Origin of the sequence: Bacillus sp. FCW2 (genome assembly GCF_021228595.1) — a bacterium.
Taxonomy (GTDB): domain Bacteria; phylum Bacillota; class Bacilli; order Bacillales; family Bacillaceae; genus Bacillus; species Bacillus velezensis.
Genome location: NZ_CP089436.1, coordinates 2,307,731 through 2,332,929, shown reverse-complemented (window position 1 = coordinate 2,332,929; position 25,199 = coordinate 2,307,731). Strand labels below are relative to the sequence as shown.

28 protein-coding genes and 2 pseudogenes are annotated in these 25,199 nt (G+C 46.9%); 11 read left to right on the top strand and 19 right to left on the bottom strand.

What is annotated here, in order from left to right:
• Positions 1–20: 20 nt before the first annotated feature.
• The 3 genes from nfsA to K3G25_RS11800 form a co-directional block, all read right to left on the bottom strand.
• On the bottom strand, positions 21–770 hold the full coding sequence (gene nfsA / locus K3G25_RS11810; protein WP_007407708.1) for an oxygen-insensitive NADPH nitroreductase: 750 nt from the start codon (positions 768–770) through the stop codon (positions 21–23).
• A 102-nt stretch (positions 771–872) separates the two neighbouring features.
• Positions 873–2,060 carry an FtsW/RodA/SpoVE family cell cycle protein gene (locus K3G25_RS11805; protein ID WP_014419183.1) on the bottom strand — a complete coding sequence of 396 codons (1,188 nt, stop codon included), beginning with the start codon at positions 2,058–2,060 and terminating at the stop codon, positions 873–875.
• A gap of 201 nt (positions 2,061–2,261) precedes the next feature.
• Positions 2,262–2,720 carry a GNAT family N-acetyltransferase gene (locus K3G25_RS11800; protein ID WP_021494742.1) on the bottom strand — a complete coding sequence of 153 codons (459 nt, stop codon included), beginning with the start codon at positions 2,718–2,720 and terminating at the stop codon, positions 2,262–2,264.
• A gap of 291 nt (positions 2,721–3,011) precedes the next feature.
• Here K3G25_RS11800 and ywcE point away from each other — a divergent pair, with 291 nt between their 5' ends.
• Entirely contained in the window at positions 3,012–3,272 is a 261-nt protein-coding gene (gene ywcE, locus K3G25_RS11795; RefSeq protein WP_007614574.1) for a spore morphogenesis/germination protein YwcE, read from the top strand.
• A gap of 44 nt (positions 3,273–3,316) precedes the next feature.
• Here ywcE and qoxD read toward each other — a convergent pair whose 3' ends face one another.
• The 4 genes from qoxD to qoxA are packed head-to-tail and all read right to left on the bottom strand — an operon-like array spanning position 3,317 to position 7,258.
• Positions 3,317–3,685, bottom strand: coding sequence for a cytochrome aa3 quinol oxidase subunit IV (qoxD, locus tag K3G25_RS11790; protein WP_014419185.1), 369 nt, complete (start codon positions 3,683–3,685; stop codon positions 3,317–3,319).
• A 1-nt stretch (position 3,686) separates the two neighbouring features.
• Positions 3,687–4,301, bottom strand: coding sequence for a cytochrome aa3 quinol oxidase subunit III (gene qoxC, locus K3G25_RS11785; protein ID WP_003150930.1), 615 nt, complete (start codon positions 4,299–4,301; stop codon positions 3,687–3,689).
• Between the two features lie 14 nt (positions 4,302–4,315).
• Complete coding sequence (qoxB, locus tag K3G25_RS11780) at positions 4,316–6,265, bottom strand: cytochrome aa3 quinol oxidase subunit I (protein ID WP_014419186.1); 1,950 nt, start codon at positions 6,263–6,265, stop codon at positions 4,316–4,318.
• Positions 6,266–6,292: 27 nt separating this feature from the next.
• On the bottom strand, positions 6,293–7,258 hold the full coding sequence (qoxA, locus tag K3G25_RS11775) for a cytochrome aa3 quinol oxidase subunit II (protein ID WP_012118744.1): 966 nt from the start codon (positions 7,256–7,258) through the stop codon (positions 6,293–6,295).
• A gap of 503 nt (positions 7,259–7,761) precedes the next feature.
• Here qoxA and K3G25_RS11770 point away from each other — a divergent pair.
• Positions 7,762–8,007 (top strand): GlsB/YeaQ/YmgE family stress response membrane protein, encoded by a 246-nt coding sequence (locus K3G25_RS11770; RefSeq protein ID WP_014419187.1) that lies wholly within the window; start codon positions 7,762–7,764, stop codon positions 8,005–8,007.
• A 16-nt stretch (positions 8,008–8,023) separates the two neighbouring features.
• Here the strand turns inward: K3G25_RS11770 and galT are convergent, their stop codons facing one another.
• The 4 genes and pseudogenes from galT to K3G25_RS11750 form a co-directional block, all read right to left on the bottom strand.
• A complete protein-coding gene (galT, locus tag K3G25_RS11765) occupies positions 8,024–9,565 on the bottom strand; it encodes a UDP-glucose--hexose-1-phosphate uridylyltransferase (RefSeq protein ID WP_100262084.1) in 1,542 nt (513 codons plus the stop codon).
• Positions 9,555–10,741 (bottom strand): annotated as a pseudogene (locus K3G25_RS11760) (galactokinase). Before K3G25_RS11760 ends, galT begins: the two are co-directional and overlap by 11 nt.
• A gap of 51 nt (positions 10,742–10,792) precedes the next feature.
• Positions 10,793–11,179: a GtrA family protein gene (locus tag K3G25_RS11755; RefSeq protein ID WP_025649414.1), complete on the bottom strand. Its 387-nt coding sequence runs from the start codon at positions 11,177–11,179 to the stop codon at positions 10,793–10,795.
• Between the two features lie 79 nt (positions 11,180–11,258).
• The gene (locus K3G25_RS11750) at positions 11,259–11,882 is read right to left on the bottom strand and encodes a TetR/AcrR family transcriptional regulator (RefSeq protein WP_014419191.1); all 624 of its coding nucleotides are present in this window, start codon (positions 11,880–11,882) and stop codon (positions 11,259–11,261) included.
• 335 nt (positions 11,883–12,217) lie between these two features.
• Here K3G25_RS11750 and K3G25_RS11745 point away from each other — a divergent pair, with 335 nt between their 5' ends.
• From K3G25_RS11745 to K3G25_RS11735, 3 genes are all read left to right on the top strand, one after another.
• Positions 12,218–12,379, top strand: coding sequence for an anti-repressor SinI family protein (locus K3G25_RS11745; RefSeq protein WP_003150917.1), 162 nt, complete (start codon positions 12,218–12,220; stop codon positions 12,377–12,379).
• Between the two features lie 217 nt (positions 12,380–12,596).
• Positions 12,597–13,277, top strand: coding sequence for a class I SAM-dependent methyltransferase (locus K3G25_RS11740; RefSeq protein ID WP_014419192.1), 681 nt, complete (start codon positions 12,597–12,599; stop codon positions 13,275–13,277).
• Positions 13,277–13,951, top strand: coding sequence for a glycosyltransferase family protein (locus K3G25_RS11735; protein WP_014419193.1), 675 nt, complete (start codon positions 13,277–13,279; stop codon positions 13,949–13,951). The genes K3G25_RS11740 and K3G25_RS11735 overlap by 1 nt, the downstream gene beginning before the upstream one ends.
• A 20-nt stretch (positions 13,952–13,971) precedes the next feature.
• Here K3G25_RS11735 and K3G25_RS11730 read toward each other — a convergent pair whose 3' ends face one another.
• The 6 genes and pseudogenes from K3G25_RS11730 to cidR all read right to left on the bottom strand — a co-directional run bounded on the left by K3G25_RS11730 (position 13,972) and on the right by cidR (position 18,730).
• Positions 13,972–14,574, bottom strand: coding sequence for a DsbA family oxidoreductase (locus tag K3G25_RS11730; protein ID WP_232489320.1), 603 nt, complete (start codon positions 14,572–14,574; stop codon positions 13,972–13,974).
• 85 nt (positions 14,575–14,659) lie between these two features.
• Complete coding sequence (efeB, locus tag K3G25_RS11725) at positions 14,660–15,916, bottom strand: iron uptake transporter deferrochelatase/peroxidase subunit (RefSeq protein ID WP_022553960.1); 1,257 nt, start codon at positions 15,914–15,916, stop codon at positions 14,660–14,662.
• Between the two features lie 18 nt (positions 15,917–15,934).
• Positions 15,935–16,254, bottom strand: a pseudogene (locus K3G25_RS20805) (Efem/EfeO family lipoprotein); the annotation flags it as partial.
• 75 nt (positions 16,255–16,329) lie between these two features.
• Positions 16,330–17,004 (bottom strand): thiamine phosphate synthase, encoded by a 675-nt coding sequence (thiE, locus tag K3G25_RS11715; RefSeq protein WP_021494737.1) that lies wholly within the window; start codon positions 17,002–17,004, stop codon positions 16,330–16,332.
• Positions 17,001–17,819, bottom strand: a complete 819-nt coding sequence (gene thiM, locus K3G25_RS11710) for a hydroxyethylthiazole kinase (protein WP_232489319.1) — start codon at positions 17,817–17,819, stop codon at positions 17,001–17,003. The genes thiE and thiM overlap by 4 nt, the downstream gene beginning before the upstream one ends.
• Positions 17,820–17,821: 2 nt before the next feature.
• Entirely contained in the window at positions 17,822–18,730 is a 909-nt protein-coding gene (gene cidR, locus K3G25_RS11705; RefSeq protein WP_232489318.1) for a cidABC operon transcriptional activator CidR, read from the bottom strand.
• A 106-nt stretch (positions 18,731–18,836) separates the two neighbouring features.
• Here cidR and K3G25_RS11700 point away from each other — a divergent pair, with 106 nt between their 5' ends.
• The 5 genes from K3G25_RS11700 to K3G25_RS11680 all read left to right on the top strand — a co-directional run bounded on the left by K3G25_RS11700 (position 18,837) and on the right by K3G25_RS11680 (position 22,014).
• Positions 18,837–19,223: a CidA/LrgA family holin-like protein gene (locus K3G25_RS11700; protein ID WP_007407725.1), complete on the top strand. Its 387-nt coding sequence runs from the start codon at positions 18,837–18,839 to the stop codon at positions 19,221–19,223.
• Entirely contained in the window at positions 19,205–19,885 is a 681-nt protein-coding gene (locus tag K3G25_RS11695; RefSeq protein ID WP_007407726.1) for a CidB/LrgB family autolysis modulator, read from the top strand. The genes K3G25_RS11700 and K3G25_RS11695 overlap by 19 nt, the downstream gene beginning before the upstream one ends.
• A gap of 129 nt (positions 19,886–20,014) precedes the next feature.
• Entirely contained in the window at positions 20,015–20,209 is a 195-nt protein-coding gene (locus K3G25_RS11690) for a YwbE family protein (protein ID WP_003150901.1), read from the top strand.
• 154 nt (positions 20,210–20,363) lie between these two features.
• Positions 20,364–21,125, top strand: a complete 762-nt coding sequence (locus tag K3G25_RS11685; protein ID WP_029972922.1) for a MerR family transcriptional regulator — start codon at positions 20,364–20,366, stop codon at positions 21,123–21,125.
• On the top strand, positions 21,112–22,014 hold the full coding sequence (locus K3G25_RS11680) for a DUF2268 domain-containing putative Zn-dependent protease (RefSeq protein WP_088056382.1): 903 nt from the start codon (positions 21,112–21,114) through the stop codon (positions 22,012–22,014). Before K3G25_RS11685 ends, K3G25_RS11680 begins: the two co-directional genes overlap by 14 nt.
• An 81-nt stretch (positions 22,015–22,095) precedes the next feature.
• On the opposite strand, the gene K3G25_RS11675 is transcribed toward K3G25_RS11680, so the two are convergent.
• Positions 22,096–23,283, bottom strand: a complete 1,188-nt coding sequence (locus K3G25_RS11675) for a class I SAM-dependent rRNA methyltransferase (protein WP_232489317.1) — start codon at positions 23,281–23,283, stop codon at positions 22,096–22,098.
• A 94-nt stretch (positions 23,284–23,377) separates the two neighbouring features.
• On the opposite strand from K3G25_RS11675, the gene K3G25_RS11670 reads away from it, so the two are divergent.
• A complete protein-coding gene (locus tag K3G25_RS11670; RefSeq protein ID WP_014419203.1) occupies positions 23,378–23,761 on the top strand; it encodes a glyoxalase GlxA in 384 nt (127 codons plus the stop codon).
• 28 nt (positions 23,762–23,789) lie between these two features.
• Here K3G25_RS11670 and celB read toward each other — a convergent pair whose 3' ends face one another.
• On the bottom strand, positions 23,790–25,124 hold the full coding sequence (gene celB / locus K3G25_RS11665; RefSeq protein WP_007407728.1) for a PTS cellobiose transporter subunit IIC: 1,335 nt from the start codon (positions 25,122–25,124) through the stop codon (positions 23,790–23,792).
• Between the last annotated feature and the right edge of the window lie 75 nt (positions 25,125–25,199).

Sequence of the window (25,199 nt, the reverse complement as noted above, 5' to 3'; positions counted from 1 at the left end):
CGGTCAGGAGAGGTTTTTTCTTAATTCTTTTGAAAACCTTTATCTTTTACATATTGATTTAAATAGGTTCTCGGTTTTTGTTTCATGAACTGCAGGATTTGATCAGACCACGTTTCAACCCGCTTGCCGTTTGTCCGTTTATCATAATAAGCGGAAATGGTTTCATCATATTCCTTCATATAACTGCGGAAGTGTTCTTCATTCGTATCGTACGTGTTTTCATGATATACGGCTTGTTTCGGCAGGCGCGGCTTTTGACCGGACGGATGAGCGGGATGACCGACTACCAAGCCGAACAGCGGCAGCACATGGTCAGGTGTTCCAAGCACTTCTGTCACCTGATCAAGTTCATTTCGAATGCCTCCGATATAACAAATGCCAAGTCCCATTGATTCCGCGGCAACACTTACGTTTTGTGCGGCAAGTGCGGCATCAATGACGCTGACCATAAACATTTCCGTATTCTCAAGAAGCTCGGTAATGTTTTCGCCTTTTTCCTCAGCAAGTTTTTTATGGCGGTACAAATCAGCGCAGAACACAAACAAGTGCCCGTTATTTTCGACGTAAGGCTGGTTTCCGGCCAGTGCCGCCAGCTTCCGCTTTTTCTCTTTATCGGTTACACCGATGATGGAGTAAGCCTGCACGTAACTGGACGTTGACGCCGCCTGGGCGCTTTTCACTAATGTATCTATCTCTTCTGCTGTCAGAAGCTCGTCAGTAAATGATCGGATCGACCGATGATTAAGTATAGTTTCGATGGTATTGTTCATATAAAAGCCTCCTTCTTTATATATCATATCCGAAAGGGAATCATGTCAAAAGCGAAATGCTCTAAACAAAAAAAGACAACCCGAAAAACGAGCCGTCTCACATTAAGAATTGAACAAGTAGCTTTTATATTTCGTCAGCTGCACACTTGCGTTATATACGATCCCGAAGCTGATTAATGTAGAAAGCACCGAGCTCCCCCCATAACTGACAAACAGCAGCGGAATACCGGTAACCGGCATAATGCCGATATTCATCCCGATATTCTGGAAGGTGTGAATCACGATAAGTGCAGTAAATCCTACGCAAAAAAACGCGCCAAATCGGTTAAACGCATGCAAGCGGTCAATCAGCACCACAAGTCTGTAAATTAAAAAGAAAAACATGACAACCGCAATGGCGCAGCCTAAAAATCCAAAACTTTCACCCAAAATCGCAAAGATAAAGTCGGTCTGTCCCTCAGGTACGTACACCTTCAGATTATGAACGCCGTTTCCGGTAATGCCGCCCGATCCGATCGCCATAACGGCCTGATCCACCTGCCAGCTTTTATCGCTCTCTGCCTGAGTCGTTGCCGCACTGGAGTCAGACATCCACGATGTAATCCGGTTAATTTGATAATCCGCAATGCCGATTGAATTCGCCACATGGGGAAATTCAATCACGAGAACTAAGAAAAGGCCAAGCACAAGCGCGGCCGAACCGCCGATGATGGTGATCAGCTTCCAGTTTACACCCGACATAAACACCATCACCATAACGATAAACAGACAGATCGCACCCGTTCCGGCATCCTGCAAAACGATCAGCCCGAGCGGAATGACCGTCCATGCCGCAATTTTCAAAAGCAGATTCACATCTTCCCGAAGTGATCTTTGATCCTTCGGGCCCGCCTTCGATATAATGGACGCGACCATCATCATAATTCCTATTTTCGTAAACTCAGAGGGCTGGAGGGTAAAGTTTCCGATTTGAAACCAGCTCTTCGCTCCGTTTTTAATCGGCGCGATGGATTCCGGCGCCACACGCAAAAGGAGCAGCGACAGCACGCCGGCAATCAATACGTACAGACTCAGTTTCTCAAGCTGCTCTAAATCAAAGTACAGCAATAATCCGATGAATCCCGCACCTATAACATAGAAGACAATCTGTTTCATCCAGGCACTGCCTCCGTACTGCCCGAACTGTCCGGCCGCATAAATCGCCGCAACACTAATTATTAAAAACACACCAAATATAAAAATCAAATCCCCCTGATAATAGGGATTTTGCTGTTTCTTATATCGACTCATTCTATCCCGCCTTACATTTTCATCGGAAGTCACTATTGTTTATTATACATGAACACCGTTCAAGAAAACATGATGAGGTTGCTTCCTTTTTATTTTTTACGGTTTGGGGACTACACGACATATGACGTGTCAGAAAAGGAAATGTTTCGGTCATGTTGAAACTTTTCCGATAAAAAACCCCTTCTCGTCAGAAAAGGGGTTTCAGATTATGTTTAACGTCATAAACAAGCTGTTCGGGTCCTCTTTATAATGTGCAAACGGATCACAATATTGAAACCCGGCTTTTTCATACAGGCGTCTGGCGGGGAGAAAAGCCTCCATAGAACCGGTTTCCAAGCTGATCCGCTGATAGCCCCGCCGCCTTGCTTCTTCAAGCATATGGCGGAGGATCCGGTTGGCTGCGCCTTTTCTGACATGATGCGGAGAGGTTTTCATTGATTTGATCTCACCGTGCCGGCTGTTTAGCTCCTTTAAGGCACCGCAGCCGAGCAGAATGCCGTTTTCCCTCGCACTCCAAAACGTAACGTCAGGCTGACGCAGCCGGTCCGCATTGAGCGCATGTATACTTTCCGGAGGAGAATGCATGGTCATGCTCTTCAGATGATCCTGCAAAAGCGCAATGACATCCGGTGCTGTGACATCTTCTTTCCTTACGTCCACTTCAAACCACCCTTGCTGTGCATGTTTCTTTGACCATAGCAAAGGTTCACAGCCTGCGCCATTCCATTGTCCGGAAATGTGACAGGGTATTTGGCCTTTCCGGTTTCTTGTACCTATCCAAAAATGAGGCAATAGTTGCAATACATTTCTCGAAAAAGCGGTATCAAAAATTGGAAAACATGGTATAATAATTGTAACAAAATGTTCAAAAAACGACCACAAAACAGACACATTTTATTCTCTGTATTTCATTTTGGAAACGCTCCCATAAAATGAAAGGAGACACGTAAGATGGACATGTTTTTTGCTTATTTACTGGTCGCAAGCGCAACACCCCTCTTTATCTGGCTGGATAACAAAAAAGTCGCTCTTTCGGCCATACCGCCAATTATTCTCATGTGGGTTTTCTTCTACTTTTACGCAACCAGCAGCCTATCCCCTCTCGGCCACACACTCATGATCATCCTGTTTGCCGCCAACGTCATCGTTGCCCATATCGCCGCCTTTATCATTTACGGCCTTCCGCGCCTGCGCCGGAGAAGAAGCCAATAAAGGCACAAAAAAACCCTCTTCGCATAAACGAAGAGGGTTTCTTTTTATTCCTGATGTTCGGAATGTTGCTTCGCACCGCCAGGAGGGTTTCCATCCATATGGTCACCGTGATGGTAGTGCGCCGCAAAGATCCAGATGGAACCAAGGATGATAACAATCGCTCCGAAAAATCCGAAGAGCGTGTTTCCGACTTGAATTCCGCCGTTTTCGCTTTCTGTCATGTGCATGAACATGAGAAGCTGAAGACCGGCTTGGATAAATGCGAATCCGAAAATGATCCAGAGTTTTGCTGATGGGCTTAATTCCGTATATACCGCAACCCAAAGGGCCAGCAGGGTCAGAATAATAGACAACGCAAAACCTACGATATGCTTCCACGGAAAGTGGCTGTGTTCAGCAGATTTGTTTGCCATATTATAGTCCCCCCAATCCGATGAGATAGACGCCTGTAAAGATGAAGATCCAAACAACGTCTAAGAAGTGCCAGTATAAACTTGAGATAAAGATTTTTGAAGACGTCTGCGGCGTTAATCCGCGTTTCTTCAATTGCAGTAAGATGCCGGCAATCCAGAAGATACCGATCGTTACGTGCGTTCCGTGCGTTCCCAGAAGGACGAAGAATCCAGACCAGAAAGCACTTGTACCGAGAGATGCTCCTTCATGTACATAGTGGATGAACTCGTTAAGCTCACATCCGACGAAGCCCGCGCCGAGAAGAAGCGTAATGATCGTCCAAATGACGACGCCTTTTAAACTTCCGCGACGCATTTCATGAACAGCGATCCCGCAGGTGAAACTGCTGATCAGAAGCAGGAATGTCATGATCATGACAAGCTTCACTTCAAATAATTCAGCCGGTAAGACTCCTCCTGCTGTTCTTCTTTGAAGAACGAAGAAGGTTGCAAATAGTGTTGAGAACAACACAATCTCTGCCCCTAAAAAGATCCAAAACCCGAGAATATTGAGTCTGCCGGTTTCAGATTGATATTCCATAGGCGCGTTAGAATTGCCGTGTTCTGCATGTTCCATAAATCACGCCTCCTTTATTCGGAAATCTTTCTTTCCGTCTCTTTTATTTCTTCAACAGGTATATAGTAGCCATTGTCATATTCAAATGAACGAAGCACCATGCAAAGCAGAATGCCGATCAAGCCGACAATGCCCATCCAGAACCATTCAAATACAAGTCCGAAGCCTGCAATACCGAACGCCACTGACATAATAAGCGGTCTTCCGGAGTTGTGCGGCATATGGATTTTCTTGAACTTGCTTTCCGGATGAATATCCGTTTTGTCTTCTTTCAATTGCAGGTACGCATCTTGAGATTTCACTTCAGGAAGCACCGCAAAGTTGTAATGCGGCGGAATCGCAGATGAAGTCGCCCACTCAAGCGTACGTCCCACGCCCCATGAATCTCCGCTGATCTCGCGAGTAGAGTAGCGGAAGCTGTAGTAGATGTTGTAGCAAAGGATTAAGAATCCGACACCCATCATGAAGGCTCCGACAGTTGAAATAAAGTTCAATGCAGTCCATCCGTCATTCGGTCCGTATGTGTAAATACGGCGAGGCATACCTTGCAGCCCCAAGAAGTATTGAGGGAAGAAACATACATTAAATCCGATCATAAAGATCCAGAAGAACCATTTTCCGATTCTTTCGTTCAGCTTGTGGCCGAACATTTTCGGATACCAGAAAATAAAACCTGCGAAACATGCAAATACCGTACCCGCGATCAGCACATAGTGGAAGTGAGATACGAGGAAGTACGTATTATGGTATTGATAATCCGCTGCAGCCATCGCAAGCATAACCCCTGTTACCCCGCCGATAACGAAGTTCGGGATGAACGCAAGCGCCCACAGCATCGGTGTTGTAAAACTGATTCGGCCTTTATACATCGTAAAGAGCCAGTTAAAGATTTTAACCCCGGTCGGAACCGAAATCGCCATCGTTGTAATCGAGAAGAAAGAGTTAACAGACGCACTGTTCCCCATTGTGAAGAAGTGGTGAGTCCATACAAGGAAACTCAGGACGGAAATGGCGATAATTGAGCCGACCATCGCTTTGTAACCGAATAACTGCTTTCTTGCAAACGCTGAAATAATTTCAGAGAAAATACCGAATGCCGGTAAGATAACGATATATACTTCAGGGTGTCCCCAAATCCAGAACAAGTTAGCCCAAAGCATCGGCATACCGCCGGCTTCCAGCGTGAAAAAGTGAGCGCCGAACAAACGGTCAAATGATAACAGCGCCAATGCCACTGTCAAAACAGGGAAGGCGAATACGATAATAACCATTGTAATCAGCGTCGTCCATGTGAACATCGGCATACGCATCAGCGTCATGCCTTTCGTACGCATTTTCAGGATCGTCACCATAAAGTTGATACCCGTCATCAGCGTACCGATACCGGCAATCTGAAGACCGAGCAGGTAGAAGTTCTCACCAGGCCCGGGACTCATGTCGTTGCTTGCCAGCGGCATGTAACTCGTCCAGCCTGCGTTCGGAGAACCTCCGATAACGAAAGAAATATTGAAAAGCATCGCACCTACGAAGAACGTCCAGAAACTCAGGTTGTTCAAGTAAGGGAATGCTACGTCGCGCGCACCGATCTGCAAAGGTACGACAACGTTGATCAGACCGATTAAAAACGGCATCGCCATGAAGATAATCATGATCGTACCGTGAGTCGTAAAGATCTCATTATAGTGGTTTGAGTCTAAAAAACTGTTATTAGGAAGCGCTAACTGGGCGCGCATCATCAAGCCGTCGACCCCGCCGCGGAACAGCATGATAACAGCAGAGATAATGTACATGATTCCAAGTTTCTTATGGTCTACAGACGTAAGCCATTCAGACCAGAGCCATTTCCACTTTTTGAAGTATGTGAGTACAACGATGATAGCAATAGTGGAAAGCGCAATGGAAACTTGTGCGCCCAGAATTAATGGGTCACCTGTTACAAAAAATTCATCCCATCTCAATTTCATTCGGGCTTCCTCCTTTCTTGTTCAATTTCAATCTTGTTTATCGTCGGATACTTTAAATTCGTTTTTCTTTACATTTTCCCACGGATCTGTTTTAGAGTGCGGTGATACGGCTTTGTAGCCAAGGCGTTTGCGCGCCTCCATCGCATATTCGGCATCTTGGCCGTGGTCAACGTATTTTAAGTGTGTAGAAGAGAACGTTAATTTTCCGACATTCTCCGGAAGCATCAGTTCGTCATACTTCTCTTTCGTCAGCTTTGGAGAATCGCTTTGGGCTTTTTTCACCCAGCTGTTAAAGTCTTTTTGCGTAACAGCTTTTACGTTGAATTTCTGGTCGGCAAAGTGTTCGCCGGTGAAGTTCGCGTTGCGGCCTTCATATGTTCCCACTTTGTCAGCCTGTAAGTATTGATCCATCAGCATTCCCGCCATCGCGTATTTTTGTCCCCCAAGCTGAGGAATCCATAGCGATGCCATTGAATCGGCTGAAGAAATTTTAAATAAAACCGGACGGTCTACAGGAATGTTCAGGTAGTTAACCGTCTCAATATCCTGCTCTGGGTAGCTGAATACCCATTTCCAGTCTACCGAAGTAGCATAAACAACAAGAGGCTCTTTATCCTTTGTCGCTTCAGGCGCTTTTTCTAACGAATATATCGTCTGTACGGTAGGCACAGAAAGTGCAATAACAATTAAAATTGGGATCACTGTCCAGACTACTTCTAAGAACGTGTTGCCGTGCATCTCGGGCTTGTAATTTCCGCTGTCTTTGCCTTTGCGGTCGCGGTATTTCACTAAAATGATTGTAAATAGTACGAATACGACGCCGACAATGAACAGCATAAATCCGATTGACAAGAGAATCAGATCTTTCTGCTGGTCTGCTACAGGTCCTTTCGGATCTAAAACGGAAATGTCGCTGCATCCGCCCAGTACGAAAACAACAGCCAACATCGCTAATAAAAGTAACGGTTTAAATGCTCTGAACAAGAAGATCACCATCCTTCCTATTGATGTAGTGAATCTGAAATGTACTTTCTCAAAATCTTTTCTCTATCTACCTTGTTATGCTATCAAAATCTGCCCTTATTAGCTTTATTTTTTTCTAAAGTTCATCTTTTTTTCGACCTAATGTCACAAAATCGTCAAAAAATGCATGAACTTTTTCCACTTGCGCAAATCAAACATAAAAAGTTTTAGATCATTTAGCATATATAGAGAAAAAAGATAGTGAGAACGAATAATACCAAATAAAGGTTTACCATAATAAAAATCGCTGGTCAACAAAAAGTTTCATTTTGTTAAACATTCTACAAAAGAAATATTTTTTCCTTCGCTCACACCTTTTCACACGGTTTCCATTTTAACGCAACGCATTGTGAAAAAAAAGACCGGAACGCGCCTTGAGTATGTTCATTATAAAAAACGCATTCATATGTTTAATATGGACAAAACGAAGGAAACATATAGGCATAAATAATAAAAAATAGGAAGTGATATTTATGAGTTTTATCGTATCTCTGATTGTCGCTATTATTATCGGCTGGATCGGAAGTTTATTTGTAAAAGGCAGTATGCCCGGAGGAATCATCGGGTCAATGATCGCCGGTCTGATCGGCGCATGGATCGGGCACGGACTGCTCGGCACATGGGGTCCTCACCTTGCCGGCTTTGCCATCATTCCGGCAATCATCGGAGCTGCGATCGTGGTATTCTTATTCAGCCTGATCGCCAGAAGCAGAGGATAAAAAAAAGCCTCGTCCCTTATGGGATGAGGCTTTTTTCCGGTAGAGCGCCCAAATGGCGGATAAACCGCCGGAAAGCCGCTCTGCCTTCTTCTGTCTGTTTAAAGACGCCGGCATGCTCCAGTATCCGCGCAAAGGCATGGCCGATTTCCTCTTTCAGAATCTGTTCCGCGTTTTCTTTCGTTATCTTCCGCTTATGCAGCACACTGAGCGCCCAATCTTTATGCTTTGCCGCAGAAGGGCCTGCCGTTAAGACCGCTTCCGGGTCCGGTGAGCACAGCGCTTCAGCCGTGTATTTCATTTCTTGTTCAAGGCGGCCCGGCAGAATCGCAAGCCCCATTACCTCAATCAGTCCGATATTTTCTTTTTTCAGGTGATGAACTTCCTGATGGGGATGAAAAATTCCCAGCGGATGCTCATCAGAGGTGCGGTTATTTCTGAGGACGAGATCTAATTCGAATAAACCGTTTCTCCGCCGGGCAATCGGCGTAATTGTATTGTGCGGTGTTTCTCCTGAAAAGGCGAGGAGATCAGCCGCCTCATCGGAATAACCGCGCCACGCCCGCAGGATGGCATCCGCCGCGCCGGAAAGCTCAGACGCGCTCCCGCTTTGCAGGCGGATGACCGACATCGGCCACTTCACAATTCCCAACATCGTTTTCGGATAGTCAGGCAGCCTGTACCGCCTTTCTGTCTCCGCCCGCGCCATCGGGAATTCATAATTGCCCCCCTGAAAATGGTCGTGGCTTAAAATACTGCCGCCGACAATCGGCAGGTCAGCATTGGAACCGAGAAAATAATGAGGATACTGGCTGACGAATGACAGCAGCCGGTCAAACGTTTTTTTGCTGATCTTCATCGGTTCGTGCCGGTCTTTCAAAACGATGCAATGCTCCCGGTAATACACATACGGAGAAAATTGCAGAAACCACTGCTCATCGCCGAGAATTACCGGAATGACACGAAGGTTTTGACGCGCCGGGTGATCGGGTCTCCCCTCGTACCCGACATTTTCTTTACAAAGAACACATCTCGGATAATCGGATTGAGGCTGCTCTTTGGCAGCGGCAATTGCTTTCGGATCTTTTTCCGGTTTTGAAAGGTTGATCGTGATGTCCAGCTTTCCGTAAGCCGTCTCAGCCGTCCACCCGACATTCCGCTGTATTCTGTCCGAACGGATATAATACATATCCTCTGAAAATCGGTAAAACGTCTTTGTCGCCTGCTCCGGCCCGTGCACCGCCTTTGTTTCTTCAAAACGACGGACAATCTCGGACGGCTGCGGGGCAAAGCAGCCCATGATCTTCGCGCTCAGCAGGTCGCGATAGGTGTCTGTATCGGCTGCAATCCGGCCCGTTTCTGCCGCCCATTCATAAATCGGGGACAATATGTCCGGCAATGATGCCGCCGATTCATTTTCTTTCTGTTCTGAAACCTCCGGATGGGTGATATGCAAAGCTTCATATAAACGGTTTCTTGTATATTCAATATCAAGATAGGAAATCAGCTCTTTTTGCAATCCGTACTGGATTAAACGTTCCACGTGCCGCTCAATTGCCATCGTCATCCCCCTTTAGTTCTCTCGCTCCGGCTCCGACATCCGCCGTGTAAAAGTCAGCTTTTCTCCCTGTCTTTTCCTCATAGCGGGCCCCTGCCGTTTCAATAAAATCCGAAACCGCATCGTCCTTGACGATACTGACTGTACAGCCGCCGAAACCGGCTCCCGTCATCCTTGATCCGATCACCCCGCCGTGGCGCCAGGCCGCTTCAGCCAGTGTATCCAGCTCATGACTCGTCACCTCGCAGTCATCGCGTAAAGAGAGATGCGAATCCCTCATTAATTCACCGATATGATGAAGCTGATTGTTACTGAACATGTCGGCGGCCTCTATTGTGCGGTGATTTTCATAGACGGCGTGTTTTGCCCGGCGTCTGTTCACTTCATTCTGAATCAGCTCCGCATGGGCGTCAAAAGCGGAAGGGGTCAGTTCTCCCAGTGATTGAACGGAAAGATGCTTCTGAAGATCACAAAGCGCTTCCCCGCACTCCTTGAGCCTCGTATTATAGCCTGAGTCTGCAAGCGTTCGTTTTTTATTGGTATTTGCAATAACGATCGACAGCCCCGACAGCCCGAGTTTTGTATATTCAAAACTGAGCGTCCCGCAATTCAGCGGAATCGCATGATGTTTCTTTCCCATTCCGATGGCGAATTGATCCATTATTCCGCAGCTGACGCCGATAAAGGAATTTTCCGCCGTCTGAGCGAGCTTCACCAAGTCGAGCATATCCGCCCCTCAAGCTCATGGCATTCCTTGAGAATGACCGCCGTGACAAGTTCAATCGAAGCCGAAGATGACAGCCCCGCGCCGTTCGGGATGTTTCCCCAGAACACAATATCGAAGCCGTGCGGAAGGGAAAAACCGCTGCCGAGACATTCCGCCATGACCCCTTTCGGATAATTGGCCCACCCGTCCTCTTTTTGATAGCGGATATCATCGAGACTGCATTCCTTTATGCCCGCTTCTTTAAAATTATGAGAGTACATTCTGACGAGCCTGTCCCCTCTCTCCCGGACAGCTGCATATGTACCGATTGTCAGCGCGCACGGAAAGACGTGGCCCCCGTTATAATCCGTATGCTCTCCGATGAGATTCACTCTGCCGGGCGCAAAGAAAATGCGCAGGTCCTCCGATTCCCCGAATACATCAGCAAACGCTTTCTTTATTTTGTGCTTCATACGCATCCCCTTTCACCATTACACTTTCCCCCGGGGCGCGGAAAGAAACCGTTATGACACGCCCTCTTCTTTCGCTTTTCTGAAGACAATCCACTTGCTGGCCGCATAGTTGACGACTACGATAATGACGTTATCGGCGATTTTCGCCAGCGTTTCGTTCATATGAAATTGACTGACCAGAAGAATCATCATGGCGAGATCGATGGCGAGAGACAATACCCGCACGCTGAAAAAGGCCGTCAATTCTTTCATCAGACTCCGCATCCCCGCGGTCTTTTGCTGAAATACATACAGTTTATTCGTGACATATGCAAATAGAACGGACAGAACCCAAGCAGCGACAGTCGCCGCCTTATAATCCATCTCAAATGCCGACGTCAGAATGTAAAAACTGACGATATTCACGATGGTCGTGAATATCCCCATAATGATATACATCATAATTTCTCTGTAACGCATGGCAGTTCCTCGCTTTCTGAAAGACTTTTCTAAACCTTTTGTCAAATCAAGAAGAACGTTACCCTGATTTTCTGCCGCTGACAAAAACATAAAGCGCGTCAAACATGCTGCGGAAAGTAACCGGCCTTCCCAGCACATTGGATTGCTTAATCATCCCGTCGATGAGCGCGCACATCATTTTAGCGGTATGCTCGGTATCTATATGGTCTTCTATTAAATTTCTCGATTTGAGCCAATTTATGTACATGGTGCTTTCTTCTATCCATAACTTATAAAGACGGATATAAGCTTCATATTCACTGACGACTTTGTAAGTAGGCATATGAACGGCAAAAGACACAACATTCCAGGCAGGCTTGCTGTTTACAAACCGCATCAACAGGCTGGCCGCGCTTGCCGCAGCTTCACAAAGCGTCAACGGCCGCGCGGTTTGCTTTTCTAATTCGTCGAGATAGCCGGTGATGATCCTTTTTTTAATCTGACGCCTGTCTAATAAATGCTTCAGAAAATCTTCCTTGCTTTCAAAATGAACGTAAAACGCGCCTTTGCTGAAACCCGCCGCTTTACTGATGTCATCGATTGAGACTGAATCGTAAGCTCTTTCAATCAGGAGATGAAGGCCTGCGTCAATAAAACTTTCAAATGTTTCTTCTCTCTTAATTTGAAATTTGTTTTTTTTCATTTTTTACCCCAGCTGTTTGATCATTCACTTTATCTTACACCGAATCATTCTTTTGCGGTATTTTTTATGCAAAAAGAATATGCTAGTCGACGCTTTGAGGGTAAATGTTAATAGGTCATATGATTTATTTTTATTTGCATACTATCCAGTCAGTATTTATTTGTTTATTATTATATGTAAGAATTCTTGAAGGATTTTGGTTATTTCAGTCATTTTCTTAGGGAATAGGTAGGTGAATTCATCTTCAATTTGGGATTACCGGCCAACTATGTGTGATATTTGTTATACATTGGCTGCTGTAGCTGGGCAAATCAATTTTTCAATTGGAGGTTCTTATGAAAACTCATGTAATGAAAGATATAGATCAAGATTGGCAATTGTTAATTCAAGAGGCTAGAATCATGGGTTTGCACATTGACGATGTGAGGCGCTTCTTAAATACTGAAAAAGCGGTGAAGAAAAAAACACCAATGAAAAACACCATCCGCCAGCGGTAAGATTTACAGGCGGATCCTTTTACTATATGACCTGCCACAGTCCGCCCGCACCCGAGTTTTCAAAGGAACATCCGCAATAAGAGGGGAATCAGAGAACAAACCGTATACCGGACAACCATTCCCGTCCGCATTCCGCAATTGAACAGCCAAACATGGTGATATGAGATCCCCCCGCTGCATATCTTGTGTATATGCCCATTTATGAGGTGATACACAGATGGATACGAATCCCTATTATGATGAAAAACAACAGAACTACTACGAAGGCCTGAATCCTTATTTATTGAACAAAATAGACGAAAACTGGCGGACAGTGCTTGATGTCGGCTGCGGCACAGGCAATTTAGGAGCGGCGATCGAAGACCGCGGAATAACGGTTTACGGCATTGAAGCGTATCCCGAAGCCGCAAAAAAGGCGGAAAGCAAATTGAGCCACGTGCTTTGCGGCGACATTGAATCCGCCATTCTTCCGTACGAATCAGAGCAATTCGACTGCATGCTGTTCGGGGACGTTCTTGAGCATCTTGTCGACCCCTGGTCAGTGCTGAAAAAGCTTCGTCCTTATGTAAAAAAAGACGGCACGGTGCTTGCATGCATACCGAATGTCGGCCACATCTCAGTGGTGCTGGAGCTTTTAGCCGGCAAATGGACTTACAGTGACGCCGGATTAATGGATCAGACCCACCTGCGTTTTTTTACCCGGGAAGAGATGCTTTCATTATTTAAAGCCGCCGGTTATGAGGTGAAACGCATTGAGGCGATCCGCGTTGATCACCCCACTTATCACAAAGCCATCGCATCATTGCACGAAGTATGCGTACAGCTTGGCATAAGGCATGACTTTATGACAGAAGCATCGGCCTATCAATATGTGATTGAGGCCGAGAGGAGCATGTAATGGATTCACATTCATTTCTGTTTGTCGTCTGTGTGAATGACGAGTCGCTGTACTCCCGGTGCAAAAGCCATATCATGCAGCTTACCGTCCCCCCTTCATACTCCGTTGATATCATGCCGATATACGATTCAGCAAGCATGGCCTCGTCCTACAACAAAGCGCTGAAACACCCCTCCAAATATAAAATTTATCTGCATCAGGATACCTTTATCATTCATCAGCATTTCCTTCATGACATGCTTCATATCTTTCAATCTCATCAGGAGCTCGGCCTTCTCGGTGTCGCCGGCTGCAAAACCCTGCCGCCGAACGGCATTTGGTGGGAAAGCGGAGAGCGGATGGGAAAAGTGATTGAATACCGGGGGAATGCTTATCATCCGCTGGACTTTGAGCACGGTGATGAAGACGGCCTGTTTACGCCCGCTGACGCCATTGACGGCTTGTTAATGGCGGCTCAATATGACGTGGAGTGGCGGGAGGATTTGTTTCGCGGCTTTCATTTTTATGACACATCACAGTCGCTTGAATTTCAAAAACACGGCTATCAAGTCGGCGTCGCCTGCCAAAAAGACCCTTGGTGCCTTCATTTTTGCGGCGACTCATTTGACGTCGCGGCATATGAAGCGGACAGACAAACATTTGTCAAACACTATATGGCAAAGCCCTCTCGCTGATCGAGAGGGCTTTTTACGGGTTAACGTTTATTCAGTTCCCGCTCAATGATTTGTTCAAAGGTTTCCTTTCCCGCCGCGCCAGGGATTCTCTCATCGCCGATGATAAACGTCGGCACTGCCGTAATGCCGGCTTCCTCATAAGCATGGCGGAGCGCTTCCTGCTGTACGTGTCTGTACGCTCTTGTCTCAAGCGCCTCTTTGAAGGCAGCACCGTCAAGTCCCGCTTCTTCCGCAAGCTTTGTCAGCACGCCAACGTCACCGATATTTTGTTCTTCCTGAAAGAACGCCTGAAAAACGCGTGTATGGTATTCGCTTCCTTTCCCATGTTCCTTTGCGAAATGAAAGCCTTCAAATGCCAAATCCGTGTAAGGATGCGGTGACACGCGGGGGAACGTGATGTCAACGCCTAACGACTGCGCCATCGGCTCAATGGAGTTTTTCCACATCTGCCGCTTGGCGGGAGCATTCACCGGATCAAGTTTCGGCGAGGGGCTCGGACGCAATTCAAACGGCATCCATTCCACCTGTACGTCCTTGTCCTTGATTGCTTCTTCAAACGCCGCTTTGCCGACAAAGCAAAACGGACATACATAATCAGAATATACTTTAATCTGCAGTGTCATTGTAAGTCTCCTTTCCTATTCATTTTAAGCTGTAACACATATAGTTACAAGTGTTTTTTTAAAAACACCCTCCATATGGAAGGTGTCACGATTCCAGCAGCCTTTGGGCGATATATTCTCCTTTTTTACAGCCGCCGGGACAGGCGAATAAGGAAGAGCCGATCGTTTGTGTGTATTCATTCAGCGCATCCTTTGCCGCCAAAGCCTTCAGCATCGGGACAAATTGGCGGTCCGGGTCTTTTTGAAAGCAGATAAACAGCAGGCCTGCGTCAACATAGCCCGTCTTCGGATCAATTCCGTCCGTATAGGAAAATGCCCGGCGCAGAATCTGTCTGCCGGTTGATTTTGCCACGCTGACATGCGAGTCGGCGGGAATTTGATTCAGCTTCACGGGATCGGTTTCCTTTTTTTGTCCGAAAGGCGCGCCCGAGCTTTTCACCCGCCCGAACGTGTCCTCTTGTTCCTTCAAGGATGAACGGTCCCATATATCTAAAAACATCTTAATTTTCCTAAACGCCATGTACGTGCCGCCCGTCATCCAGTCCGGCTCCCCTGATTGAACCCAAACGATCGAATTCATCAGGTTTTCATCCTTCGTGCTTTGGTTGCCGGTGCCGTCTTTGAATCCGAAGAGGTTGCGCGGTGTTTCTCCGTTTTTCCCGCCGCTTAAGAAACCTTTATTGAGAAAGCGGACTTCGCACACCCCCGATGCCTGTTTGATCAGGTTGCGCACCGCGTGAAACGCCGTTTGTTCATTATCCGCGCAGACCTGTATGACGATATCACCGCCGCCTTGTTCCTTATCGAGCTTGTCGTTAGGCATCGGCGGAATATCGGCGAGGTGCTTCGGTTTTTTATCCTTCAGTCCGAAGCGGTCTTTCCCGTCTTTCTCGAAAAACCCGGGGCCGAAGCCGAAGGTAACGGTCAAATTCGCCGGTGCCAGATCCTGCGACTCCCCGGTATCCTGCGGAGGCATATATTTATTTTTCTGTTCGCCCGACGGGACGGCGCCTGAAGTCAGCAGCTGCGTCAGGCTTGTCCAATGTTTGAAAAGGGAGATGACATCGGCTTTGTCGCTTGACATGACATCAAGCGCCGCAAAATACACATACGTCTGATGCACCGTTGTGATTCCTGCTTGGTGCTTTCCGTAAAAAGGAACGATTTGATCACGATCACTTTTTCCTTCACTCTTCTTTGAAGCGGTGGCCGCCGGTTTGAAGAGCGGCGCGAGTCCTCCGAGGCCGCTCGCTCCGACAGCAACGGCGGCGCCCGCGACGGCGCCCCACTTCAGGACATCCCGTCTGTGGATCTGTTTTTCCTTGTTATGTTCATCGCTCATGCTGTGTCTTAACTCCTTTTAAAGCACATCGGCAATCTTCGACATGGTTTCAGAAAGGGCCGTCAGCTTTGTGCTTATCTCTCTGATTTGATCTGTACTTAATGTATCACAGGACGTATACGATTGATCGCACGTTTTGTATTTCGACATCAAAACTTCAAATTCACTGAATTCCGCATTAAGTTTTTCCGTGACCTCGAAACGATCTCTCACTGCGCGCTTTTCACTGTTTTATAGAGGGCTTTCGAGCCTTCGGCGCCGACGGTGATTGGTTCAGGCGTCACTTTAAGAGAAGCGATAGAGCCGTCAAACGCTTCGGTCGATATTGCAAGCTGATTGCCCTGTTCTTGACATACGGCTTATATTCTCCAAGTCCGTCACTGCCTTTTTGCGCACACAGAAAAAGGGCCGCCCTATCGGGACAGCCCTGCTTTGGAGTGCTGAATTTCCTCTGAAAACTTGCGCGCCGCCGCTTTTGGATCTTCGGCTTGGCTGATGGCGCTGATCATGCTGACGCCGTCTGCACCCGCTTCAATGACGGGCGCCGCGTTGTCAGCCGTAATGCCGCCGATTCCTACAATCGGAATGGTGATGCCCTGACGCCGCACCTCTTCAATCAATGTAACGCCCTGCACAGCTTCAGCATCTTTTTTTGTTTCGGTCGGATAGACCGGGCCCATTCCGACGTAATCGGCTCCGGCTTCTTCCGCCCGCTTCACCTCGGAGACGTTATGTGCTGACACACCGAGAATCATATCGCCGATTGCCGCTCTCGTTTCTTCGGCGTCTGCGTCATCCTGTCCGATATGCACTCCGTCCGCCTCAAGGCGCAAGGCCAATTCGACATCATCATTAATGATGAAAGGAATCCCGGCCTGCCTGCAGACATCCTGCACCTGCTTCGCGAACAGGACACGTTCATCCCCTGTTAAAGAACCGCTCCCCTTTTCCCGAAATTGAAAAAGCGTAGCGCCGCCCTCAATGGCTTTTTTCACCACGGAAACGGGGTCTGCGCTTGTATTGTTTGATCCCATAATAAAATAAACCGATAACATATCCTTCATCATTTCCCGAGAAATACGCGTCATTTTTCTGTCACCCTTTCAATTGCAGCAAGCTCGGCCGCTTCTTGTTCGGAGATGCTTGCCAGCTTGTTTAAAAGCTCAATCTGGAAGCTGCCCGGCCCCTTATGGGAGGTGTCCAGAGCGGCAAGCTGAGCGGCGCTTCCGTATACAGATACGGCTGAAACGGCCGCTTGCAGAACGTCCTGCCCCGCTGCGCAGAAGGCTCCGATTACAGACGTCAGCAGGCATCCCGCCCCTGTCACCTTCGTCAGCAGTTTATCACCGTTATGTACGGCATATGTGTCGGTGCCGTCGGAGATGACGTCGGTTTTTCCGGTAATCGCAATGACCGTCTTCATCCCGCTTGCAGCCGTCTTAGCGAGCTGAACCACATCTCCTCCGGCTTCCCCCGCATCCACGCCTTTTATCTTCCAATCAGGGGCGCCGGCAATATTGGCGATTTCCGCGGCATTTCCGCGAATGACGGACAAGCGGACCTCCTGTATGATCTTGCGGGCTGATGCCGTCCGAAACGGCGTGGCGCCGGCGCCTACCGGATCAAAAATGACCGGAACACCGTTTTCGTTGGCCGATTTTCCGGCTGCGATCATAGCTTCAACCGACGCCGAACTGAGGGTGCCTATATTCAGGACGAGCGCTCCTGCGATTTTCGCCATGTCGGCGGCCTCCTCAATTGCATAAGCCATAACGGGCGATGCGCCGAGCGCGAGCAGTCCGTTAGCGGTGAAGTTCGTGACGACATTATTGGTGATACTGTGAACGAGCGGGTTTTGATCCCGCACTTTACTCAAGTGTTGAGCTGCGGTTTGTGCGTCCATGCTTAATCATCCTTTTTTCTCTTTTTCGGATTCCATAAATACGATTTCGTATGCTCCAGCCAGGCTCTGGCGGCAAAGGACATATAGCGGTCTTTCCGCCAAATGATGGCTAAATGCCACGGAATGACCGGATGAACGAGCGGAATGGTTCTGACTTTGTCAGGATCAAGACCGCGGCAGATTCTTTCCGGCAAAAGGCCGATACCGAGATTGGCCGATACCATTTCGCTGATAAAGTCCCACTGTGACGTTTCATAAATGACGTGCGGCCTGAATCCGGCTTTCAGGCATTCCGTCATAATTCGATTATGAAGGACAAAATCCTCCCTGAAAAATATGAACGGCTCTTCTTTCAATTCGTGAAGACTGCATTCTTTCTCGTCAGCGAGCCGATGTGACGGATGGACGACGAGCATAAGGGTTTCCTTGACGATTGTGAACGTATGAAAAATTTCTTCATTCGCGGGAAGCACGACGACCCCGATATCAAGCGAGCCGTCCTCCACCCCTTGCTGCACTTTAATAGAGCCGTCCTCAACAAGCTGAAACGTCACATCGGGATATGTGACGCGGAAGTCACCGAGCACTCTCGGGAAAAAGCCGGACCCGATCATCGGCGGAAGACCGATGCGGACGTGCCCTTTCTTCACTTCCATAATATCGTTCAGCTCTGACGTCAGGTTTTGGAATGACTTTGTGATTTCCTGCGCCTGCACATACATGCTCTGCCCGGCGTCAGTCAGTTCAACTTGCCGGCCATTGCGGTAAAACAGCTTAATACCGAGCTCCGTCTCCAGGTTTTTAATCATTTTTGAGATTGTCGGCTGTGAAACATACAGCGACTGTGAAGCCTTCGTAAAGCTTTTCAAACGGGCCACTTCCAAGAAATACGTTAAGTGCCGGATATCCATTACATTTCATCCTTTCTATAGACAAAAGGAATACACATTATTCTTTATATGTATTTTACCTATAGCAAAACCTTCTGTACAATATAAATATAAGGGAGGCATCATTATGAAAAAATTGCTGCTTACCGTTATTCAAATCGCTCTGCTGTTTATATTTGCGCGTCTGATCAATTGGGTCACGGCGGCTCTTCATATAAATATTCCCGGCAGTATAATCGGGATTGTGATTCTTTTCACATTATTGCATTTCAAGATTATCAAACTTGAATGGATTGAGCTTGGCGCAGCATGGCTCCTCGGTGAGCTGCTGCTGTTTTTCATCCCGTCTGCCGTCGGAGTGATTGAATACGGAGATATTATGTCTAAATTCGGCGTAAGCATTTTACTTGTCGTCGTCATCAGCACATTTGTCGTGATGGTTTCAACAGGTACGCTTACACAGCTGATAGCAAAAAGAAAGGAGAAAAAACAAACGTGTTCATCGGAATCATAAGTTTATTCTTAACTGTCTTAGTATATTTGGGCGCGAAAAAACTCTACACTCGTTTTCCGCGGGTGTATACGTCGCCGCTTCTGATTACGCCCGCTGTTTTGGTCGTACTGCTGCTTCTTGTCAATGTCCCGTATCAGACATACAATCTCGGCGGCGGACTGCTGACCGATATGCTTCAGCCGGCAACAGTGGCGTTCGCCATCCCGCTTTATAAATATTTCCCGATTTTAAAGAAATACGCCGTGGAAATTATTTTGAACGTAGCGGTCGGTTCATGTATCGCCATTCTGTCAACGGCCTTTATCGCCAAATGGTTCCATCTCGGCAGCAGCTTAGTCGACAGTCTCGTGCCGCGATCCGTGACGACGCCGATTGCCATGAACGTTTCAGAAATGATCGGCGGGATGCCGGCCGTTACAGCGGTTTTCGTCATTTTAACGGCTTTATTGGGAACGATCATCGGGCCGATGGTCATCCGCTATTTCCGCATTGATAACGAAATTGCCCGGGGCGTGCTGCTCGGAACCAGCGCGCACGGAGCGGGAACATCTAAAGCATTTGAGCTCAGCTCCGTATCAGGAACGATCTCAAGCGTGTCCATGATTCTCGCCGCGATTATGACACTGTGCGCGGCCCCGATTTTGCTTTCGTTTATGTCATAAAAGACTGCTCCTTACAGAGCGGTCTTTTTTTATTTGCTATGAAGGATTGATTTGTCTGTCCTTCATAAAAAGACGAAAACACGATATGATAAGATATGAAGTGAAAAGACTGAAGAACGGATGTGTCATATGAACGGCCAGCAGCGAAGCAGCATCAGAAAAGGACTTGAAGTCGATATCGTCCTGAAAGCCGATCAGCGTTCAGGAAAGCTGACAAGAGGAATCGTGAAGGATATTTTGACGAACTCAAGCTTCCACCCGCGCGGTATTAAGGTCCGCCTTGAAGACGGGCGAATCGGCCGGGTCCAGCACATTATTGAATAGAAAAAGCCGGAGCTTCACGCCCGGCTTTTTTTCTTTAATTTCAGCAATGAAATCCTCATATGTTCTCCCTTTATATACAAAAAATCTTTATCCAACTATTGACTCTTACGCTGCGTAATACTTTAGAGTAGCCATTAAGGAGGCGGCAAACGTGATGGGTATGAAAGTAAAAGAGGTAGCTGAACTGATTGGAGTAAGCATACGTACTCTCCATCATTACGATCAAATTGGATTATTGACTCCTCAGGAAACGACCGATTCCGGTTATCGGCTTTATTCTGAAGAGAATCTTGAACAGCTGCAGCAGATACTATTTTTCAAGGAGCTCGATTTCTCCTTAAAAGAGATTAAAGAAATCATTAATAGTCCTTCATTTAACCGGAGGGAGGCATTACTTTTACAAAAGAAAATGTTGATTGAGAAACGGAATAGAGTCGATAAGATGATTGAAACCATCGATAAATCAATCAAACATATGATGGGAGAGATTTGCATGACGAACAAAGAGCGGTTTGAGGGAATGAACTTCAATCATAATCTTTATGAACAAGAAGCTCGCAAACGGTGGGGTGATCAACCTGTCGATAAGGTAAATATTAGATTGAAAAACATGACTGATGGTGAGCAAAAAGATTTATCTGATAAGTGGACTGCAATGTTCAATAAATTTGCACTCCTTATTAACCAATCTCCCAAGTCCCCAGACGTACAAACAGCTATCAAAGAGTGGTTTGATTTTCTCAATGAAAATTTTGGTGAATATTCTTTTGATGCCTTTTACGGATTAGGTCAACTCTATATTGAAGATAAACGCTTCACTAAGAACATCGACCGGTATGGTGAAGGGTTGGCGAAGCTCATGAGTGATGCCATTACAATTTATATAGATAACCAAAAAAAGGGTGGTACCCATTAAAATCATTATCGAGGATACAATTGGGCAATACGAAACGTTATTTTCAATGATTGAAAATAGAGAAGATTATTATCGGTATTCAATGATGAAACCTTTTGAAGATATGTGGAAAAAGATGAATGTTCCCTTAAAGGCAAAGCAGCCTAACGGATATGATGTAATCATGGCTGCAAATATGCTGGGCTATCTGAGCATATTTGATACGGAAACCGGAAGAAAAGCACTAGAGAATCTAAAAGAAATTCAAGCTCTTCAAATTGCATATGACACTTTAACTCATTGTGTAGAATTTATCAAACAAAACCGCTTAAAAATAAATGCTGATGAAATAAGGTTTGGGATGTATCTGGCTAATCAAAAAAAGCTTGAGTTACATAGAGGGTATTGTGGATTCGGAGGAATTCCGGGATTTATTCAAGTTTCAATATTCCCCAATTCATATAACATACCGAGACTGCCTGCTGTAATCGCACATGAATTTCATCATAATATTCGTTTTTCGTATTTCAATTGGGATTATGGGAACGTAACGGTTGGGGATTACTTAATTATAGAGGGGCTGGCAGAATCGTTTGCCAAAGAACTTTACGGAGAAGCTCTGTTAGGTCCCTGGGTTACTTCTTTTGAAAAAGAAGACTTAGAATACTCAAAAGAAATCATCAAAGACTCATTAAATGTGAAAGGGTTTGCTGAGGTCAGCAGTTACATGTTTGGTGACACCTTTGCAGCCGAACAAGGTTATCAGCCTGTCGGCTTATCACCGTTTGCCGGTTATGCGGTTGGCTACCAAGCGGTGCAATCCTTCATGAAAGCCAACAATGTGGGCATTAGTGAGGCCACTTTACTTGGCACAGATGAGATACTAAGAAATAGCGGGTTGTTTCTTTAAGAATGAAGATTATTTTATCCCGTATTAAAGCGATGGAAGAGGGTTTTCTTTTCCCCTCTTTCCACGCTATAAATGATCATCCTATTTTTTCCGCAAGAAAACAACCTTCAAATAATTCCCTTCTTTAAACGCGGGAATCGTTTTGAAATCTTCCGGAAGCGTATATTCTTCCAAAATGTCGTAACGCTCATTTGTTTCTTTAAAGGCGGTCTCTATAAAGCCTTTAAATTTCTTCATATTGAAGGCGCTGCTGTTTGTCGAAGCGATGATGATGCCGCTTTTTGCAGTGATGGCGATCGTTTCCTTCAGCAGGTTTTTATAATCTTTCGCCGCGCTGAACGTCCGTTTTTTTGTGCGGGCGAAAGAAGGCGGATCAAGGATGATGAGGTCAAACTCCAGCCCTTTTTTTGCCGCATAGCCGAAGTATTTGAAAACATCCATGACCTTAATGTCATGCGCCTCATAATCAATTCCGTTGGCGCTGAACTGTTCAATCGTTTTTGCGAGACTGCGGTTGGCGACATCGACGCTGGTCGTTTTCTCAGCTCCGCCAAGCGCCGCCGCAACGGAAAATGCCCCCGTATAAGAGAACGTATTCAGCACCCGTCTGCCGCTTGCATACTTATCCCGAATCGCTTTGCGCACATGACGCTGGTCTAAGAAAATGCCCGTCATCGCCCCGTCGTTTAAATCCACCGCGTACCGTATACCGTTTTCTTGAACAATGACCGGAAAATCTCCTCTTTCGCCTTTGACAAAATCGTCGTCTTCCACGTATTGCCCGGCCGTATCGAATCGTTTCTTTTCATAGATCGCTTTATAAGAAAGCTCCAGTCCGTCAATCGCCTCCATCATGCTGTCCTTATAAGCGTAAATGCCTTTACTGTACCATTGAATCAGCAGATAACCGTCATAAAAGTCAATCGTGACGCCGCCGATGCCGTCGCCCTCACCGTTGAAAAGCCGGAACGCCGTCGTATCGGGCGCCTTAAACAGATGGGCTCTTGCTTCAGCCGCTTTTTTCAGCTTGTCCAGAAAGAAACGTCCGTCGATCCGTTCATCTCTCGCGCGGGACAGCACCCAGCCGACTCCTTTATTCTGCAAACCGTAATAGCCTTTTCCGATAAACTCACCCTTCTCGGATGTCACATCAAAAAGATCGCCCTCTGTTAAATGAGCCGAGCTTCCGGACAGAGCGTCTTTTTCAATCAGGGGGAATCCTTTTTTCAGCTTTCCGGCAAATGTATCTTTCACTGTAAGTAGCTTCATTGTGCATTCCTCTTTCGTTTTGCTTTCTCTTATCGTACCATAAAACATGATCAACACCGCATTGTCCCGAAAAATTCAAAACAGGGGGAAAACCATGACAGCCAAAAGAATCGACCATACAGGCATTATGGTCAAAGATATTGAAACATCCATCGCCTTTTATCAAGACGTTCTCGGTATGACGTTAAAGGATCGTATCACTCATACGAACGGCATTATTGAACTTGCCTTTCTCGGCTTTCAAGAAGGGCCGGAGACGGAAATTGAGCTGATCCAGGGCTACAGCAGCGAGCTTCCCGCAGAAGGAAAAGTTCACCATGTCGCTTTATTGACTGAAGATATCGCGGCGGAGTTCACGCATGCGAAACGTCAGGGCGCCGTATTTATCGATGAAGAAATCACGACGCTTCCGAACGGGTACCGCTACTTTTACATTGAAGGACCTGACGGCGAATGGATCGAATTTTTCCAGCGTTAAAAAAAACGGGCGAAGGCGCCCGTTTTTTTTATGTTTCTTCTGTGACGTTTTGTTCCGCCGCCCGTTCCTCTCTCCATTTTTGAAGATCCCAAATTCGGAAAAACGGATAATAGATGATAAATGTAATCAGGAGATTGATCAGCTGCATGACCGAACCGGAGATTTTCCCGCCCGTCGCCAAATAACCGGATATCAGCGGCGGCATCGTCCACGGCACGGCGATTCCCGCCGGTTTTGCCACCATCCCCGTGCTCATCCCGATGTACGTCGCCGTAATGGTCAAGAGCGGCGCAATGATAAAGGGCACGATTAACAGCGGATTCATGACGAGCGGCATCCCGAAAATAATCGGTTCGTTAATGTTAAAAATCGCGGGCCCGATGCCGAGACGGCCGAGCTGTTTCATCTGTTTGCTTCTGGAGCGCACAAGCATGGTCAGCACAAGGGCAAGCGTCGCTCCGCTTCCGCCGACATTAATCCATATTTGAAAAAACTGTGTCGTAAAAATGCTCGGCAGCGCTTCTCCCGCCTGAAAAGCCAAACGGTTGGCGTCCATCGCCCCGTACCAGATCGGCGACATGACGCCGCCGATAATGGACGCGCCGTGTATGCCGCACGACCAAAGCAGCATTTGCACGAATTCGGCGATAAGACTTCCGCCGAGACTCCCGCCCAGAATAGACAGCGGGGTGCCCAGCAGATCGCCTACGACATTGTGGAGGCTTTTAAAAGGAGTTATTTCAATAAACAGACGGGCCAGCCATACAAGCGTAATAATAATGAAACCGGGGATGAGCGCAACGAACGATTTGCTGACCGCAGGCGGCACTCCGTCAGGCATCTTAATAACGATATTTCTTTGTATGATAAACCGGTACACTTCCGTAGACAGCATTGCAATGATCATCGCGACAAACAGACCTTTGCTTCCGAGCAGCGAAATCGGAATGCCGCCTCCCACCATAATCTCTGTTGCCGAGCCGTCAGGAATAAACGGAATCTGATACGGCGTCGCCAATAAAAAGGCGGCAAGGGCAATGGCTCCCGACGACAGGGCATCCACCTCATAGCTTTCCGCAAGCCGGTAGGCAATCCCAAAGGCGGCGACAAGCGCCATAATGTCAAAGGACGCATTCACGGGATACCCGAGCTTTTCAACCCAATTTTCACCGAAAAGACCAGCCATAAAATCGGCATAACCGGGAATCGGAAGACTCGTCAGAATCAGAAAAACCGATCCGATGATGATAAGCGGCATAGTCAAAATAATGCCGTCCCGCAAAGCTCTTAAGTGCCTTTGGCCGGCGACTTTTCCGGCGACAGGCATGATTTTTTCTTCCATGACCCGATTGAACGTACTCATTTATCAAAAACCCCCTTTTTGAGTTCATTGCGCAGATGTCTTAAAGCATTTTCTCCATCATATTTTGGAAACGCT